Annotated in this window: 16 protein-coding genes and 1 pseudogene; 5 read left to right on the top strand and 12 right to left on the bottom strand. The window is 46.0% G+C overall.

Annotated elements, in window-relative coordinates:
* Position 1: 1 nt before the first annotated feature.
* From AC0YOA_RS29095 to AC0YOA_RS29080, 4 genes and pseudogenes are all read right to left on the bottom strand, one after another.
* Positions 2-949, bottom strand: coding sequence for an ATP-binding cassette domain-containing protein (locus AC0YOA_RS29095; protein WP_475789605.1), 948 nt, complete (start codon positions 947-949; stop codon positions 2-4).
* 100 nt (positions 950-1,049) lie between these two features.
* A complete protein-coding gene (locus AC0YOA_RS29090) occupies positions 1,050-1,655 on the bottom strand; it encodes a TetR/AcrR family transcriptional regulator (RefSeq protein WP_475789604.1) in 606 nt (201 codons plus the stop codon).
* 87 nt (positions 1,656-1,742) lie between these two features.
* Positions 1,743-1,970 (bottom strand): annotated as a pseudogene (locus AC0YOA_RS29085) (IS701 family transposase); the annotation flags it as partial.
* A 181-nt stretch (positions 1,971-2,151) separates the two neighbouring features.
* Positions 2,152-2,538 carry a MerR family transcriptional regulator gene (locus tag AC0YOA_RS29080; protein ID WP_475789603.1) on the bottom strand — a complete coding sequence of 129 codons (387 nt, stop codon included), beginning with the start codon at positions 2,536-2,538 and terminating at the stop codon, positions 2,152-2,154.
* A 303-nt stretch (positions 2,539-2,841) separates the two neighbouring features.
* Between AC0YOA_RS29080 and AC0YOA_RS29075 the strand changes: the two genes are divergently transcribed.
* Positions 2,842-3,681: an SDR family NAD(P)-dependent oxidoreductase gene (locus AC0YOA_RS29075; RefSeq protein ID WP_475789602.1), complete on the top strand. Its 840-nt coding sequence runs from the start codon at positions 2,842-2,844 to the stop codon at positions 3,679-3,681.
* 595 nt (positions 3,682-4,276) lie between these two features.
* Here the strand turns inward: AC0YOA_RS29075 and AC0YOA_RS29070 are convergent.
* Entirely contained in the window at positions 4,277-5,182 is a 906-nt protein-coding gene (locus tag AC0YOA_RS29070) for an SDR family oxidoreductase (protein WP_475789601.1), read from the bottom strand.
* Positions 5,183-5,513: 331 nt separating this feature from the next.
* Between AC0YOA_RS29070 and AC0YOA_RS29065 the strand changes: the two genes are divergently transcribed.
* On the top strand, positions 5,514-7,406 hold the full coding sequence (locus tag AC0YOA_RS29065) for a PAS domain S-box protein (protein WP_475789600.1): 1,893 nt from the start codon (positions 5,514-5,516) through the stop codon (positions 7,404-7,406).
* A 62-nt stretch (positions 7,407-7,468) separates the two neighbouring features.
* Here AC0YOA_RS29065 and AC0YOA_RS29060 read toward each other — a convergent pair whose 3' ends face one another.
* On the bottom strand, positions 7,469-8,320 hold the full coding sequence (locus AC0YOA_RS29060; RefSeq protein WP_475789599.1) for a class I SAM-dependent methyltransferase: 852 nt from the start codon (positions 8,318-8,320) through the stop codon (positions 7,469-7,471).
* 293 nt (positions 8,321-8,613) lie between these two features.
* Between AC0YOA_RS29060 and AC0YOA_RS29055 the strand changes: the two genes are divergently transcribed.
* Positions 8,614-9,426, top strand: coding sequence for an N-acyl homoserine lactonase family protein (locus tag AC0YOA_RS29055; RefSeq protein ID WP_475789598.1), 813 nt, complete (start codon positions 8,614-8,616; stop codon positions 9,424-9,426).
* A gap of 50 nt (positions 9,427-9,476) precedes the next feature.
* Positions 9,477-9,881, top strand: coding sequence for a hypothetical protein (locus tag AC0YOA_RS29050; RefSeq protein WP_475789597.1), 405 nt, complete (start codon positions 9,477-9,479; stop codon positions 9,879-9,881).
* 156 nt (positions 9,882-10,037) lie between these two features.
* On the opposite strand, the gene AC0YOA_RS29045 is transcribed toward AC0YOA_RS29050, so the two are convergent.
* The 5 genes from AC0YOA_RS29045 to AC0YOA_RS29025 all read right to left on the bottom strand — a co-directional run bounded on the left by AC0YOA_RS29045 (position 10,038) and on the right by AC0YOA_RS29025 (position 15,365).
* Positions 10,038-10,559 (bottom strand): AAA family ATPase, encoded by a 522-nt coding sequence (locus AC0YOA_RS29045; RefSeq protein ID WP_475789596.1) that lies wholly within the window; start codon positions 10,557-10,559, stop codon positions 10,038-10,040.
* Positions 10,560-10,671: 112 nt separating this feature from the next.
* Complete coding sequence (locus AC0YOA_RS29040; protein WP_475789595.1) at positions 10,672-12,249, bottom strand: Calx-beta domain-containing protein; 1,578 nt, start codon at positions 12,247-12,249, stop codon at positions 10,672-10,674.
* Positions 12,250-12,618: 369 nt separating this feature from the next.
* Positions 12,619-12,924: a hypothetical protein gene (locus AC0YOA_RS29035; protein ID WP_475789594.1), complete on the bottom strand. Its 306-nt coding sequence runs from the start codon at positions 12,922-12,924 to the stop codon at positions 12,619-12,621.
* A gap of 91 nt (positions 12,925-13,015) precedes the next feature.
* On the bottom strand, positions 13,016-13,531 hold the full coding sequence (locus AC0YOA_RS29030) for a GNAT family N-acetyltransferase (protein ID WP_475789593.1): 516 nt from the start codon (positions 13,529-13,531) through the stop codon (positions 13,016-13,018).
* Positions 13,532-13,586: 55 nt separating this feature from the next.
* On the bottom strand, positions 13,587-15,365 hold the full coding sequence (locus AC0YOA_RS29025; protein WP_475789592.1) for a DUF5050 domain-containing protein: 1,779 nt from the start codon (positions 15,363-15,365) through the stop codon (positions 13,587-13,589).
* 272 nt (positions 15,366-15,637) lie between these two features.
* Between AC0YOA_RS29025 and thpR the strand changes: the two genes are divergently transcribed.
* On the top strand, positions 15,638-16,306 hold the full coding sequence (thpR, locus tag AC0YOA_RS29020; RefSeq protein WP_475789591.1) for an RNA 2',3'-cyclic phosphodiesterase: 669 nt from the start codon (positions 15,638-15,640) through the stop codon (positions 16,304-16,306).
* A gap of 114 nt (positions 16,307-16,420) precedes the next feature.
* On the opposite strand, the gene AC0YOA_RS29015 is transcribed toward thpR, so the two are convergent.
* The gene (locus AC0YOA_RS29015; RefSeq protein ID WP_475789590.1) at positions 16,421-17,596 is read right to left on the bottom strand and encodes an MFS transporter; all 1,176 of its coding nucleotides are present in this window, start codon (positions 17,594-17,596) and stop codon (positions 16,421-16,423) included.
* Positions 17,597-17,615: the final 19 nt, after the last annotated feature.

Below are 17,615 nucleotides of genomic sequence, written 5' to 3'. Positions count from 1 at the left end.
TTTATGCTTCCTCCTTTGGTTGGTTGTCGCTGATAATTGCAAGGAATACATCCTCTAACGTAGGCAGTTTCTGAGCGTATTCTGCGATAGGAATATCCGCATTTTCAAGCCGATTCAAAATATTGGCCATTTGTTTTGCACTCCCATCAGTGGCAATTGTAAGCGTGAGAGTTTCCTTGTTTAGGATCGCATTGTATTCAGCAAGTAAATCGAGTGCCGTTTGCGCCCCGTTTTCATTGTGAAAACGCAGTTCAATATGTCCATGCGGAAGCAGTTTTTTCAGCTCTGCCGCAGTTCCCTTCGCTATAATTTTTCCCTCATTAAGGATAGCGATTTGATCAGCAAGCTGGTCTGCTTCCTCCAGATATTGTGTAGTTAAAAACACGGTGGTTCCCGTGCGGGCAAGACCCTTTATGATTTTCCACATTGCCAAACGGCTTTGTGGGTCTAAGCCCGTAGTCGGCTCGTCAAGGAAGATAATTGACGGACTTCCAATCAAACTCATTGCCAGATCGAGCTTCCGGTACATACCGCCGGAATAGGTCGCAGCCGGTCGGTTGCCGGCATCCAGCAAGTCAAATCTTTCCAGCATTTCTTCCGTTTTGCGATTTACATCGGATAAATGACGCAGTTTTCCGATCATGCGCAAGTTTTCCCGCCCAGTCAAAATCCAGTCCAGCGCGGCGTTCTGTCCAGTCAGGCTGATTACTTCCCGTACGCGTTCCGGCTGCTGCACAACATCGAATCCGCCCACTTGAACGTCTCCACTGTCGGGCTTGAGCAGAGTGGTCAGGATTTTGATTATCGTGGTTTTGCCCGCTCCATTAGAACCTAACAAGGCGAAGACTTGCCCCTTTTGTACGGAAAAGTGGACTTTATTAAGCACTTTCAAATTTTTATAGGACTTTTCAAGTCCATTAACAGAAATCGCAGTATTTGTTTTAACCAAATTATTTTCCTCCTTAAATGACCGTAACATCGGTCAACTATATGATGACTAATTGTTTAGTCACTTTATTTTAAAAAAAAATGAATACAATGCCTGTTTGCTACTTTATCAAAAATTTCAAGAATACCTCTACGGTAGGAAAGATATAGTCCTCCTTAAAGCTACGACTGGTAAACGCAACTCCTTGGAAACTACTATAGCAGAAAAAAGCAAGTTCTTGAGGATTCCCCTCCTTAAAATATCCTTTTTTCTGACCGGATGAAATCAAATCCGCCAATACATTAATCAAATTTTTCAATGAACACTCATACCTGGATTTCACGTCTGGGTTTAGTTCGTTTTCTGAAAAGCTTTCAATTTGACTTAGAAGAAGAAACCCATCGGCGGTAGAAGAATCTTCTATTAGGTTCTTCAAAAGAAATTTTGTAGCCTGGATCAAAATCTCTTTTTCATCCCCCTCTCGTTGAAACAACTTGGATATATTATCGACATTTTGAACTTCCAACTCGATCAACTGGTTCATGATCTCTTCTTTCGATGAAAAATACCGATAGGCTAATCCCTTACTAACACCGGCTCCATCTGCTATATCCTGCATGGTCGTTTTAAAAAATGTTTTTCGGGCGAAAAGTATTGTAGCGGCATACATAATTTTTTCAACTGTCTCGGTTCTCATTGTTTCAAAACGTTCTTTTTGTTTACTCAAATGATTCACCTCATTTATAATGACTAAACATATGGTCATTATAAATGAGTATCAACATTCTTGTCAACTGTGTATTCAATTTATCTAAATCACATGCCGAAGCGATTCGGCTCTGACTTTGTTTTGCAGGACGGCTTCATTCCACTTGCCTTCAGCCAGAAAATGACCAAGTGTCGTACGGTGGCAATCACTGTATTTCGCTAATCTTGCCACGAAACCCTTTCGCCGTAGCTGCCAACAAGTAGGTCTCCGCACATGCGCGACGACCAGTTTGGAAAAATAAAGTGGTAATCGGTGCTGGCACAAGTATTCGATTTCTCCTCGTGTAAGAGTTTGTTTTGGTGACTACTTTTCACCACAAGGAGAGCGCTTTGTCTCTATTCTTTTGATTTTACAGTTTACTGGAAGTGAATTTACTCATTTATAGTATGCAACCAAAAATAAAAAAAGCCGCAGACGCGCGGCTTCCATTATCGAATCAGAGAAATTTTTTCTTTCAATTTGTCTGCGGCAGATTCACAAGCTTCTCTTCCTGGGCGTCAAATAATGCAAGCTTGTAATTGATCTTTTCTAAAGTTTTCATAAAAAGTGAAATTTGCTCCTCTACTTTGTTTTTTTGACGCATCATCAACGTTCTCCGCTGATCAAGCGTCTTGCGCCCGCCCTTGTACAGCTCTACATACTCCTTTATTTCCGTCAGAGGCAAGCCCGTTGAACGGAGGACCTGCACCGTTTCAATCCAGTCGATATCAGATTCACTATACAAACGCACTCCGTTGTCGTCCCGCCTAACATGGGGCAGCACGCTTTCTTTTTCATAGAAGCGTAAAGTATAACGGGAAACTCCCGTTTTCTCGGAAACTTCCTTAATCGTGTAGGCCATATGTCCGCACTTCCTTGTTATAGATTAGAGTTACTCTAAGATATTCTACCTTAATATCCCCGTTTTAACTATAAAGAGCCGTTCGCTAGGACGATGGCGGACATGTGAACGATGTCCGGCAGCAACTCAGCAAGCTCAGCCGTGGGGCAAACTCAACCGGTAAATTTGTCGATTCGCCGAACGGCGCGATGTGTTATACGCCGATATCGAGGTATGTTGATTGACTTAGACAAGACTCTAGCCTGTATGCTGTTAATAGCTCTACTAGCTTGACAAATTCATTGCCTGGAAGGGGAAATTCATTTGAGTACGAAAAAAATCTGGTTCGTTACGGGTGCATCCAAGGGGATGGGCCTGACATTGGTTAAAATGCTGCTGGCAAGAGGATACAACGTCGCCGCGACGTCGAGAACCGCCCAAGATCTCCAGCGGGCTGTGGGTGAAAACAATCATTTTCTTCCGCTGCAGATGAACTTGTCGGATGAAAATGATGTTAAAAGAGCGCTAGCCGCAACGGTCGATCGGTTTGGTCGATTGGATGTGGTCGTTAATAATGCGGGTTACGGACAGGTCGGACCCTTCGAGGAAATTTCTGATGCCGCCGCCAGGCAAAATTTCGAAGTCAACGTGTTCGGAACTTTTAATGTGGTGCGTCAAGCGCTGCCGCAGCTCCGAAAACAGAGGTCGGGACATATTATCAACTTCTCATCCACAGCCGGCTTTTACGGGTTCGGCGGAAGCGCCATTTACGCGGCCACCAAATTTGCCATAGACGGAATGAGCGAAGCGCTGGCTCAGGATGTACAGCCTTTCGGGATTCATGTAACGGCCGTAAAACCCGGATATTTTCGCACCCAATTTTTATCCCCAGTATCCTTGAAAACGAGTTCGGCCCATCTTATCGACGATTATCTTCCCCTCAGGGAAGCCCAGGAATCCGCCCTCAAACAATACGATCAGAATCAACCGGGTGATCCGAAGAAAGGGATGGATGTGCTGATTCGCGCAGCGGAGTCCGAGCATCCGCCGCTGCATCTGTTTCTTGGGAAGGATGCTTACGAAGTCGCCCGCACCAAGATCGAAAGCGTTCAACGGGATCTGGCAGCATGGGAAGCTCTCGCTACATCAACAGACTTTGACTAACTGAGACACGGGGGTGAAAACCTACAGGGGCGGCAAGGAGAAGCGTGCAGGATAGGGGGCAGATTGGGTGAGGCTGCCTCCACCTCTGTAGCCTCAGCATTTAACATATTTGATGGATTCTTTTCGATTGCTATTATAGCTATTTTCTTGATCTCCGCTGGATCGATCAATGCTAGTTGCCAGGCGTTGATATAATATTTATCTCCAATACTAAGGTAATTCACAGTCGACTCTTCTGCTTTTCGCCTTTCATTTGTTGACTGGCATCCGCCAATCACCTGCCCGTTATTTCAGTAGAAAAAAGGAGCAGCTGCCGTGGCAGCCGCTCCTTTTATTGTGCCCAGTTGGCTTGCAAATTTTCTTATTCCCCATTCCGCGAAACATTACAAGACCTTGCCCAGCTCTCGTTAATGCTCACCTCGTCGTACATGCCGCCGTAATCAAATCCAAAGGTCGAATAGCCAGCTACGACGCTGACCATCCCTACAAAGCAGCATTCGACCAACAAGGACCACGACTGCCGGTGCACTCCTGCAATTGCCCCCGGCGGGCTACTGAGCCGCCTGGGTGGACCGTCTTTCGTTTTCCGTCGCGCTCATTGTTTAAAGTAGTGGCCTTCTTCGATGTCTGCGATCAGTGCAGGGTGCGTTGGCTGCCAGCCGAATCGTTCCCGGGTCAGTGCGCTCGACGCCGGGTTGTCGATTGAAACCAACGGGGCAAGAAATCTGAAGTGCTGGCTTGCCTCCTCGGCCGTCATACTTACAGCTGGGATTTGCAACTGGCGGCCGATGGCCTCTGCGACGTCCCGAAACGTCACCCCCTCCTCGGCGACCGCGTGCAGTCGCGTACCGGCCGGGGCGAATTCCACAGCAAGCCGGAATAGGGCCGCCGCGTCAAGTCGATGCACAGAAGGCCATCGGTTCGATCCGTCGCCGACGAAGGCGGATACGCCCGTCGTGCGAGCTATGCCGATTAGGGTCGAAATGAATCCGCGCGTGTCGCACTCGCCGTGCACGGTCGGCGCCAACAACACCGAAGAGGAGCGCACGCCGCGCTCGGCCATTGCGATTACGGACTCCTCAACTGGGAGACGCAGCGCTGTGATTGTGTTGGGAACGGCGGGAGTCTCTTCGCTGAGCAGGCGTCCCGGCGTGCGGCCTATGACTCCCGAGGTGACCGCGAAGGGTTTGTGAGTTCCTTCCAATTCCAAACCGATCGCTTGAACTGCGTTTAGCTCAACCTGCGCACGTGCAGTCGAGTCGGCGGTCTCGGAGATGTGCTTGTTCGCCGCGTAGATCACCGCGTCTGCTGCAGCGGCTCCGGCACGCAAGCTGTCGAGGTCGTCGATGTCCCCGCGGTGCACGTCGATGCCGACTCTCGCCAAAGTCGCGGCGGAGGTGTCGGAACGGGCGAGACCCAGGACCTGATGCCCAGCGTCGATGAGTTCGCGTACGATGGCGGAGCCGATGAAACCCGTCGCTCCTGTGACAAAAACACGCATAAAGAATTCCTCCTAAAATGAAAATGATTACTTACATGTGCAATGCTAAAGTATAGAGTGCGCTCGATAGCAATGCCGTTCGAATCAATGCTATTATAAAAAATATGTTCAACGTATTTTCGGGCAAACAGAACGTGCCCGTTATTGATAGCTATATCCTTGAAAGCAGAAAGCTTTGTTGTAATTCCAGGTTAGCGTGACCTGTTTAAATAAGCTAGCAGGCGGGTAATCTATATTGCAGAAACCATTTTGTTTTATGAATTGATAAGACCTTCAAAAATGGGGGTCTATTTTTACGTATCCAGTTCCTATACTTATACGGAGGTTAGCCATGCACCGCGTAAACCTGAACCAGGAAGCCTTCAATCAGCAAGTGTTTGAGCATGCTTCCTTCGGAATTGCCCTTATTGCGCCAGACGGTTTGATTCTGACAGTAAACCCTGCTTTTGAGAGAATCTTTGGCCACACCGGTGCTGAGTTTGAAAACAAGTTGTTTGGCGACCTCACTCACCCCGATGATGAGATGGCAAGCTTTGACGATCTCAAGGCGCTGATGGGAGATGATAATAGGGAGGTACAGCTCGAGAAGCGGTACCTCAAAAAGAACGGCGACGCGTTGTGGGGACTGCTCTCCGTCAAATTGTTCTGCAACGAGGCAAACCAGCCGATATATTACATTGCCCAAATTATTGACATTACCAAGCAAAAAGAATCAGAACAACGGCTGCAGGAATCTGTTGAACGGTACACGTCGCTCAAAAAATACAACCACGACGCTGTCATTTCCTTTGGCCTCAACGGCATTATCATTAACGCCAACTCGATGGCGGAAAAGTTGACAGGCTACCAAGTCCACACGGATCTAATCGGGATGGAGCTTTCGAATTTAATTGGACAGGCTAATGTGAGCCTCATTTTAGAAAAGGCGCTTAACGATAATACGATTGAACAGCAAATTGACACGATTGTCACCAAAGACGATGAAGTCGTCGAAGTGCTTACGAGTCTTGCACCGATTTTTGTGAACCAGAAAAATATCGGGTTTTACCTCATCTGCAAGGATATCTCCGAGCAGAGGCAGCTGATGCTGGCAAAGGAGACAGCTGAGTCCACGAACAAAGCCAAGAGCGAGTTTCTGGCTATGATGAGCCACGAAATTCGTACCCCCATGAATGGGGTGGTGGGAATGACGGATATTCTGCTTGATTCCACGGATGTAAATGACGAGCAGCGAGGTTATCTGGAGATCATCAGGAAAAGCGGGGAAACCCTGCTCAACATTATTAATGACATCCTTGATCTTTCCAAAATCGAGGCAGGCCGAAGTGAACTGCAAGAGGATACCGTAGATCTGCGCAACAGCATCAAGGAAAGCTTCGGCGTCATTTCCACGAGAGCCGATGAAAAGCAACTGGAGCTCTCCTACACCATCAATCACGATGTTCCCGATTTTATTTATTGCGATGCCGATCGCTTGAAACAGGTGCTCCTAAACCTGCTCGGAAATGCCGTCAAATTTACGATCAAGGGCAGTATTTCGGTTAAGGTGATGCGAGTGAAGGAAGGTCCTCCCCGGTTGGCCTTTATTATAACGGATACAGGCATTGGGATAGATCCCGAGCGTCTTAACGACATTTTTGAACCGTTTGCGCAGCTTGACAGTTTTATGGTGCGCAGACACGAAGGAACTGGCCTCGGTCTTGCCATCAGCCGCAAAATCATCGAAATGATGGATGGCGAGATTTACGCTGAGAGTGACGGCAAGAGCGGCTCGACGTTTACCTTTACCATCCCGCTAAAGCAATCGTCGAAACCCAACCGTGAAGATATGCGCATGCAAATGCATCAAACGTCACGCAAGGCGAGCATTTTGGTCGCTGAAGACAATCCCATTAATCAGCTGGTACTGACGAAAATGCTTGAAAAAATGGGGCATACGGTTACCAATGTCACAAACGGCATCGATGTTGTCGAAGCAACGCGCAAAAAATCATTTGATCTCATCTTCATGGATCTGCACATGCCGATTGTGAACGGCCTGGATGCAGCGAAGAAGATAAAAGAAGAGCTCAAGGAGCAAAGTCCCCGCATCGTCGCAGTCACAGCCAATGCCCTAAAGGGCGACCGGGAAAAGTGCATAGCTGCGGGGATGGATGAGTATGTAAGCAAGCCTGTGAAGCGCGATGTCATCCTAAAGCTTTTAAACCAATTTGTGAACGAATAGAATAAAGCCGAACGTTTAAAACGTTCGGCTTTATTCTATTCCCAGAGATATATCGCTTTCCATCAAGTTGAAAGCAATGCTTTTCGTTCCAACTCTTTCACAAATGCCCAATCCTTTCGGCGGGCGACATGGAGAACAGCGCCCCAGTGGCGGTGAACCGACTTTTCTGGACGGCTATTAAGGCGAACTCGGATTTCGTTGAAGAGCTTATCGCGTTTCCATTCCTCCATAAGTATGTGTCCGGAGAAAGTTTCGAGCAGTTTAATGTACTCATCAACATGATAAATGCGCTCCCAATCGAAGTGTCGAACGTGAACAACCTCAAACAGCCCGCTTTTCTCAATCTCATCTCTTAGCTCGTGCAGCTCCCCTGGCCGCGGCCAATCGTTGTTGTCTACCGATTTACCCTCGCCGATCTCATAGTAAACGGCTTGAATTTCACGGAAGAATGGGTCCCCACCGTCTCGAAAAACGTGATCTGCGCTCCAAAATGCCAGATGTCCGCCTGGACGAAGGATTTGCCATGCCTTGAGGTATCGAACTTCGGGATCAACCCACTTCCAAGCGGTTGCAGCGAATACCAGATCAAACCCTTTCTCCGTCTCTGGTTGCCAGTCCTCGATACTTCCCGTGATTATGTCAACGTCCATTCCGACAAGGTTTTGACGGGCAACTGCAGCGAGCTCAGCGCCAAGTTCTACGCACGTAATTTTAAATCCGCGCTTGGCTAACGGAAGAGTAGCCTTTCCTGTAGCACAACCCACTTCCAACAAACGATCGCCTGGATGCAAATCCGCCGCATGAATTAAATCGTCGAACAATTCTTCCGGGTAATCCGGACGCGCCTGCTGATAAAGGCTCGCGGACTGTTCAAATGACTTGCGCAATATCTTATAGTCATTCTTCCAGTTCATTATATTCCTCCTTGTATGTTACTCATATTACAAACGGGCCATTATCATAGCCCAGTCATACAGTTTCTAAATCAGCATCTATATGGATTCCTCCATCGATGGCTCCATTCCTCAATCATATTTTACCAGATTAGACCTATACTTCTCTGTAATTTAATAGATAGAGAGATGCAATTTCCCAATCAGGATCGATCGTGGGAGTTACCGTGCAGAATTCTCCTTGACAATAGATGACGTATCACTTATTATCGGGATATAGATGACACATCATTTAATTATGAGGAGAAAAAAACATGAGCCAAACCAAAATTCACGTTCTGCACACTGGAAGCGTCAATGTCGATCGCGCTTTGCCGTTTAAGGAGAAAACACTTCACCCCTTGCCATTCTCGGGTTGGCTGCGTCCCAATAACTGGAGAATGTGGGTCCCCGTTTCTGCCTATTTGATTGAGCACCCGAAGGGACTCATTTTGGTCGATGCCGGCTGGCATGAAGATATGCGCGTGAACGTGCGCAAACATCTCGGCTTCTTGACAAGCACTATGATCTCTGGAGTATTGCCCCCAGGACAATCCATAAGAGAACAGCTGCAGCATTTGGGGTATACGGATAAGGATCTAGATCTTGTCATTATGACTCATCTGCATTCCGACCATGTCAGCGGAATTAAACATGTTAGCGGTGCAAAACGCATTATTGTTTCGGATTTGGAGTGGAAAGCGGCGCTAAAAGATCGCAACTATATTAAATCCATGTGGGAAGGTGTAAACATGGAAAAGTTCGATATGAAATCTATTCCTCACGGTCCCTACAAGAAAGGTTTGGATTTATTCGGGGATGGTTCGATCTACATCATACTGACACCTGGACATAGTGCAGGCATGGTCTCTTTACTTGTCAAAACCGATGATGGCTGGGTCTTGCTTGGCAGCGATGTCGGATATGCCAGAAGATCATGGGAACAACACATACTGCCAGGTGTGACAACAAGCATGGAAGAAGCGGATAAATCTCTAACGTGGCTGGGCGAGTTTTCCAAACGGGACGATTGCAGAATGGTCATCGTCAATCACGATCCCGAGATTGCGCCTCAAATAATAACTTGAAAAACAAGGAGGAGTCAGCGTTTGAAATTTCATTTAGCAATGAAGTTATCATGGATAGCAGTGTGGATCATATTTATGACTATCTTAGTAAATTGGAGAACTTTTCAATTTGGAATTATGCAGTTATTCGTGTCGAGGCGGTAGAAGATCACAAGGATACCTACAGGTTAGTAAGGAATTTAGGTCAACATGTAGAAATAGAAACGATAACTATCATTAAGGCTCAAAAAAACAAATTTCTGCAATTTCAAGCGACCGGAGGCAGATTTTCTTATGAAATGAAATATGAACTCAAGCAACTGGGAAATAAAACGTTGCTGGCCAATTATGCGACAATGAAGCCGAACGGTATTAGCGGCGTGTTGCTTAAGCTTTTAAAGGGGAAGATACAAAATGAAGTAAAGAATAATCTGCTTGTATTAAAAAACATTATGGAAGAGATAGGATTGCCTTGACAGCTTATCGGAAGAATTCAATGTTCGACGATTCAAGATTATCATTTTTCATTATCATCATGATAAAACGTTCGGACTCTCGGCAAATTTTACGACCGGACGTGGAGCAGCTCCTCACGAGCTGCTTTGACTGCGCGGCCATGCTCCTTCTCGATCCTAATCCAGTCGCTCCAGTTGCAGAAGGACCTCTTCTAACGGTGCAGAGGCATCGATCACAGTAGTTGCTGATGCCCGTAATTGGGGTTCGACTTCAGTAAGATGATGCAGGATAAGTTCTCGCTCTTCGGGGCTTTTGCCGAAGTTGTTGTTAACCCGATCGGCTATCCGTGCAAGTATTACATCGGCAGGCGCGCTAAGCAAAACTACATGGTCGAATAATGAGTAAAACTTTCCCTGATTTGACTTGCAACCGGCAACGAAGAGTTTGCCTTCCTGGTGTCTGGTCAGCAGTTCTTTAATCGCATCTTCGCGCCAGACCCAGTCGCTTGAACCATCAGGCAGATGGACCCATTGGCTCCACTCGTCGCTGTCTGTATCCACTACCCGGTGGCCTCGTTCGCCGAGTTTCTCCAAAGCAGTCGACTTTCCAACTCCGGACATCCCGGTGACCAGTAATCGCAGCATTTTTCTTCCATATACCATATTTTCTGAATAAGGTGTCTGCGCATTAAACCTCATAATTTCCTCCTAATTCAAGGACCATCATGCCCTCCCTTGTTGAGTTATCATGCTTCGTTAAGTCCGGCGGGTCCCCTATTTCACAATGTTTCTATTCACTCTCAACTTATGTTCAATTCTTCAAATGATCTTTATCATAAATGACGACCTCCGCCGCCTGTATGCCAAAGGAGACACCTGTACCGGGAACCGGATTGGTTAGCTTCACGGTGAAAGTCTCCCTGTACTCTATGCGCGCATCATCAATCAGCTTTATAGCAATTGTTTTCGTTCTCTCCCCGGATTTGAAAGTTAATATTTGCGACCCTAGTGTGAAATCTGAGTTCTGCTGCGCCGTCACGGATTCCACAGCCAGTTGGATAGAAACATCCCCTTCGACACTTCCTGTACGAACAACGGTCAGCTGCGCGGTTTTATCCTCCTCGATGACATTGTATTGAGGGGCTTGGAAGGATAATTTGGTCATATCATTATCAACGATAAAGATGCCATCCCCACGCTGAGGGGTGTACACCTCTGCGCCAACCGGGTTGAAAATGTTAAAAAAGAAATATTCATCGCCTTCTATAATGTGATCATCTATGATCGGCACAAGGACATTTTTCTCCGTCTCCCCGGGACCAAAGGTGAGCGTTCCCGAGACAGCTTCATAATCGCTGCCGCTAAGCGCTGAATCTTCGTCCCTCGTCGCATAATCAATGGTCAGGACATCGCTCGTTGGGTAATCCCGGGTAATCGTAATGATGCTGCTACCTGCATTTTCCGAAACAAAAAAACCGGTCTTATAAAAGGTTAGCGTATTCGGTATGGCAGGCGGTTCGGACGACTTGTTATTCTCAATAAATACATTGTACTCCCACCAGTCCGATTCATGAGGCGGACCAGCAATTTGATTAAGGAGCGCAACGCGGAAGACTTCTTTCCCTTCCTCAATGGAATCGGTGATGACAGGCACGTCGATCCGCTTCCACCATTCCCCGTCGGCAAAGGTCACAACTCCTCTCGCCGGGGTAAAGTCTTCATTCGCAGTCGCCGGATTTCTGCCTGAAATCGGTCCCGTCACTGCTATAGCTTCATAATCAACAGTCACAGCACCGTCAGCGTTTCCCATTCTTTGAATATACACGCTTGCCAAGCCATCCCTCTCACCTACTTCCGGACTGAAAGCATTGAGCCTGAAGAAAGGTTCCGCTTCCTGCTGCTCTTGATCATTGTCCCATATGATGATATGTGCGATGGCCGGCGTCTCAAATCCGTTTGTCATCTGGTACAATTCAATCCCAAAGTATTCACCAAGGACACTCCTGTATCCCGGTGCGCCATATGTAGACTCTTCAATCTCATCGTCGATGATTGGAATAGTGATCGTCTTCGTTATTTCTCCCGCTGCAAACGCCACAGTCCCTCGGGTTTCCCCCGCGGCGAAATCAAGTCCGGGCTCGGCTGCTTGCTCTCCTGAAAAGGTGAGCCGGTACTTCACATCTGCGCTCTCCTCAATATGATCTTTGCGATAAACCGTTAATGTAACGGAGCCATCCGACTCGTTGACCCCATAATACGGACTTTCAAACTGGAAACGATCATCGAAAGCGGCCTGCGCTGTTCCTTGAAATAAAAGAAAAAGGCCTGGGCTCAGAATAAATATAACGATAAGACAAAAACTGCGCTTGATACTTTTCCAGCTTGTCATAGACTGCCTCCCTTGACTTTAGAAAAAACCATATTATGAAAATGATTGATTTATTATACAAATTGTATCTATTGTAAGTTTATAGAAAACCCTGTACTTCTGACAAGGGTTTGATCAACTATTTAAAATGGGTCTTCAGAACCTTACAGATTCAATCAAATTTCATATGCAAATAAATTACTTCGAGCGTATCCGAATTAACCCTGTTGTAGATAAAGACAAAAAGAAATGGGAAATAGTATCAAAAGATGGTTTGATTTCACTTAAGTCAAGCTTCCGTATTTTAGGAATCGAAAACATGTCATCATTATTTTCATTAAAATTTCCGCGTGATGGAACCTCAGTTATCCAATCCATATGTACTCTCCTTTATACACTCTTAATAAGCCCAGCTATGCACACAATAAATACGGTAATAAAAAATAGCAGGATAGATATAACCACAGTTACTATCCCTCTTAAAACAGAAAGCCAACCGTTAATACCGGATATTCCGAATGCCCCCATCGTAATACTTAGTCCTGACAATGCTAATAGAATAAACCAAGGATCTATCCCCGTTACATTTTCAATTGCTTGAGCAAAATTTCGCTTAAATAATATCATGAAAAATAACCAGCATAATAAAGAAAACCAAAACGCCCACAGATTAATTTTTCTCAGTAGTTTCAACATATTAAAACCACTTCCACTTCTCTGCCGCAGCAGAACAATTGTAATAAAGTCCATCCCTTACAGGATGGACTCACACTCAATTTCACGCTTATTAAATCGTTCGATCTTTTGTCAAATACAGGGCCAGATCGTGTCCGACTCGAACAAAACTACCCGGCTCCACCTGTTGGCCTTCGTAAAATATTCCTCTTCCATCAGGGATGTATCCCCGCTTTGCATAAAGCCGCTGTGCATTACCGTAATCGTAATAGAGTCCAACTCCGATTCCGACAATACCATATTTATCAAATGCAATTTGTTCGATCGCATCCATTAATGCGTTGCCGATGCCTTGTCGGCGTTGAGAGGGAATAACATCCAGATTATTGATCTCCGGAATCCCTTTGTCTGCGAAATACGGATAATATGATTGGGACAGAAGATGCAGCCATCCAGCGAAATTCTGATCATATAAAGCAACAAGTGTGATCCGCTCCCCAGATTTATTCTCTTCCCAGCACCTTTTTATATAGTCCATTGGTTTCCCGATATTATGGTGTTCAAGTGTTTGGAAAACCACGCCAATATCTTCATTTTTCATTTGTCTGATTTGGATGCGAGTATTCATACAACATTCCCCCAATGCCGCTTATTTTACACGTATAGCGATTTCGTACGATATGCTACTTCGCCGAATATATCCCCTCCTTATAAGCCATCGTATAAACTATCCCCGCATCCGTTAATACCGCAGAATCTATGGTGTCCTTAACCAGACGAACATTGCGGCCGGCTGCATCAATTTTGTATAATCCCAAGTCATAGCCATTGGACAGATAATAAACGCCGGCACTCCCCGCATAGTACGAACTGACCGATTTATCGCTTAGTTTGACTTCCCGCCCATTCGCAGTATCATATCGGTATAATTCTCCCAGGCCGGAGCTGTCTTTCGTATTCTCACTTGCAGTGTAGTAGAGACTCCCATTAAAGAACTGCGCCTGCATCAGTTCTCGTTTGACCAGAATCTGATCATTGTTTCCATTCAAGTCGACACTTTTCAAATATCCTGTGCTTGAGCCGGTATAATAAATCCGGTTGTCCGCCATCCAGAATTCATTTGCCTGAGAGCTTAGCTTGACCTGGGTCCCGTCGGCCAAATTGATTTTGTACACCGAGCTTACGTCTTGAGGATCGCTTTCTTTATAGCCCAACGTATACAGGTAACCGTCTTTAATATACATGGCATGGCTGGTCCCAAAACTGATGCCCCGGTCGTCTATCGTCCGGTTGATTCCGTAGGCAAACCCCGGTTCTCCTATAGATGAAGCTTCTCCCGTCTTCGTATCGACCCGATTTAAATTATCGGCTCCGCCGTTCATTGGCGCGAAATCCGTTTGGTATATATAGTCACCTTCTTTTATAAAACGGATAAAGCTTTTTGCACCTGCAACGCTTTTCAGAGCGCTATGATCAACCTTATACAACGTCTCGCTTCCCATCGTCAAATCCCCGGAATGCAGGTTGACATACAATTTATTGTCGATTTTCTCAATACTCACCAGCCATCCGTCCCCTGGCCTCCACTGCTCGACTGCACAGATTTTCCTGGATTTATTTTCGGCAAAATTGAATGCATCCAGCTCGGCATTGTTATTAACCATGGATATGTAATAGAGCTCGTCATCGATCACGTTCGCAAAGTCAAATATGGCATTTCCCTGTATTCGGACTTGAACCTCTTTCTGTCCGTCTGTTTTCTTGTACAACGCTTGTATTTCACTGTTGTTTGTATAACTGCGCTTGAAATAGTAAACAGAATTTCCGTACTTCGTAATAGGGTAAACGGTTTGCGTGTAATCGACCCGTTTGCGGGTATCGGTCAACTCGGCTTTGATCCGATCCTTGATAGCCAACGTCTGCGGGTTCTGCAAATCTACGTTTTCGTCGCCGATCAGGACCAGACCGTCCAGCCAATCGATTTTTTTGTCCAGTGCCTCGGCTGCGCTCCTCAAAGGCAGTACGATTCTCCCGTTTATTTTTTGCGGCGCGATGTCGATGGCATGGGGCTTGTTATTGACCAGCATCGTTTTGCTGTTTACCGTAAACTTGATGACCTTGTTTAAATTGGAATTCTTCAAGAGCACGTCATTCGGATTTTGAGGCTGCCAAACCGCTTCCCACATACTGCTATACTGGCTGGCTTGAGTTGCCAGATCACTCATCAATCGAATGGGTACCAGGATATGTCCGTCTCTCTGCACGATTTGATAATCTTGATAGAAGTCTGTTTTTTGTCCATTTGCAAAGACTTTATTCTGATAATCGAACGGAACGATTACAATCTGGTCGAAAACCTCGTTTAACGGTTTTTTGTCCCCCTCTTCAGCCGCCGCATAAGTTATTAGAGAACCGCTGACAAACCATATGCCTATAAACATGACCATTATAAAATTTTTCATAAACATCCCTCCTTCTCCCAAATCCTGCTTAATCCATTTACTTACAAGTCATAAGACGCAACCATACCGTAAATGTTTCGGTCCAGACATTCAGAAGTGTCGTACCGGGACCATCCCCCTATTCCCATCTCCTTCTGTATACCCAGCACACGCCCAGCACACAATGATAAACTATGCTAAGAGGTTGTACATGCAATATAGTGTCTGCTTTAAAGCCGGCTAGGTTAAAATAAGGATGAGACCGGACTTGTTCGTGAAGGAGGAAGAACCAGATGACCACCCCGACAACCGCTCCAACCAAGGAATCTCAGCGGCTGTTTATAGCCGTACCGCTGCCGGATTCACTGAAACGATTGATCGGCGCATGGACGAGAGATATCCGTACATCATTTCACTTTCGCAAATGGACAGACGAGGCAGACCTGCATGTGACGCTGCAATTTCTGGGCGATACGGCTCCGGTCCTGATCCCTGAACTGAAGGCAGCCCTGGCGTCCGCAGCCGGCTCGGGCAGAATCCAGCCATTCACCTTATCGCTCCGGGATACGGGAACCTTCGGCAGACCCGGGCAGCCAAGTGTGCTTTGGGCAGGAATCGGCGGCGAACTGGAGCAGCTGCACAGCCTTCAGCGCATGATCGTCGAAGCAACGGCGCCGCTCGGCTTTGCAGCGGAAAAACGCCCCTACAGCCCCCATCTCACTATCGCCCGTAAATACACAGGCAAGGATGAGTTCAGCCCGCCGGAGCTCCTTCGGGCCGACCATTCGAGCGGCCAGCTGACCAGCGGCTCCCGTCATAACTCCGATGACGGCACGCAGCCGCAGGCTTATGGCAATGTTAACGATCCGCTAAGTTGGCGGGTCGATGAGATTGTCCTGTACCGTACCCATATGCATCGGCGTCAGATGTATGAAGCGGCAGCCCGCTTTGCTTTACGCTGACCTTATAGAAGTGAATAGGAATGAGCAAAAAGAGCCGTGAGGAATTGATTCCTCATGGCTCTTTCCTTCTTCCACAGTGGATGCACCAGCACAATCATGATGTGAAGCATGTTCTCATTTATCTCTCTTAAGAAACGGATGATGCACTGCAAAATAAACAGCACTACACGCTAAGCCGGCGATTGCTGCAACAAGATACATACTTTGATAACTTGTCTTGCTTGCAATCCATCCAAGTACAAATGATCCAATGCCAAAGCCCAGATCAAAGAACAAAAAAAAGGTCGAAATAGCAATGTTTCGACGTTCAAGGGCCACAGCCTGAATAGCTAATAACTGAAAGCATGGAAATAGTGCTCCATAACCTAATCCAATAATCGCTGCTGAAAGTAATAACAGAAATCCAGTTTCTGATTTACTTAGCAATATCACCCCGATGACAAAGATGATCGTCCCCGGATACACGATAAAATGCTCTCGCCATTTATCTAAAGCCATACCGACAAGTGGTCTTGAAACAATAATGATTAGTGCAAAAATAACAAAAAACAGACCCGAGAAGCGGCTTAAATTCATTTCCATTGCATAAGAAAAGATAAATGAAGTTAACGAGCTATAGGAAAATGACAGCAAAAATCCTACGAATGAAATGGGAAGTACTTTTTTCTCTATTAAATTACGCCAGGACTTTTTTTCATTCGTTATTAGTCTTACAGAAGTTTGTTGAGAATGCCGAACAAATACTAAGCATATCAGGGATAGACCAGATAAAATCAAGCTAACGATAAAAAGGGCCTGGCTATTATCATATCCATGTATCACATAGGCTCCAATTGCTGGACCAATGACCATGGCAATGCTCATGAACATACTAAAGTACCCAATGCCTTCTCCTTTTTGAGATTCTGGAATCAGATCAGCAGCTAAGGTACTTGTAGCAGTAGCAGCGACGGCAAAGCTGCCGCCGTGTATCAAACGTACTATTAGTAGAAATAAAATACCATACGCTCCTAAATAAATTGCAACAGCTAGAAAAAATAACAAAAAAGAAATAATTGCCGTTTTTTTCAAGCCAATCATTTCGATCCACCGACCGGAAAATAAACGAAATGCGATAACACCCACCGACCAAAGTGTAATGACCAAGCCCATTTGTTGTTGATTGCCGTGCAAGACTTCCTTTACAAAAGTCGGGAGCGTAGTGTTGAGCATGTAGACGGTTATATAAATAAAAAAACTGCTAAGGCAAATGGCTATGAAATTTTTTGTCCAAAGTCTGCTGCCATGCACATATGTCATCTCTCTCTTC

Source organism: Paenibacillus sp. JT22N12, assembly GCF_056269365.1.
This window is presented reverse-complemented; position numbering and strand designations above follow the sequence as displayed.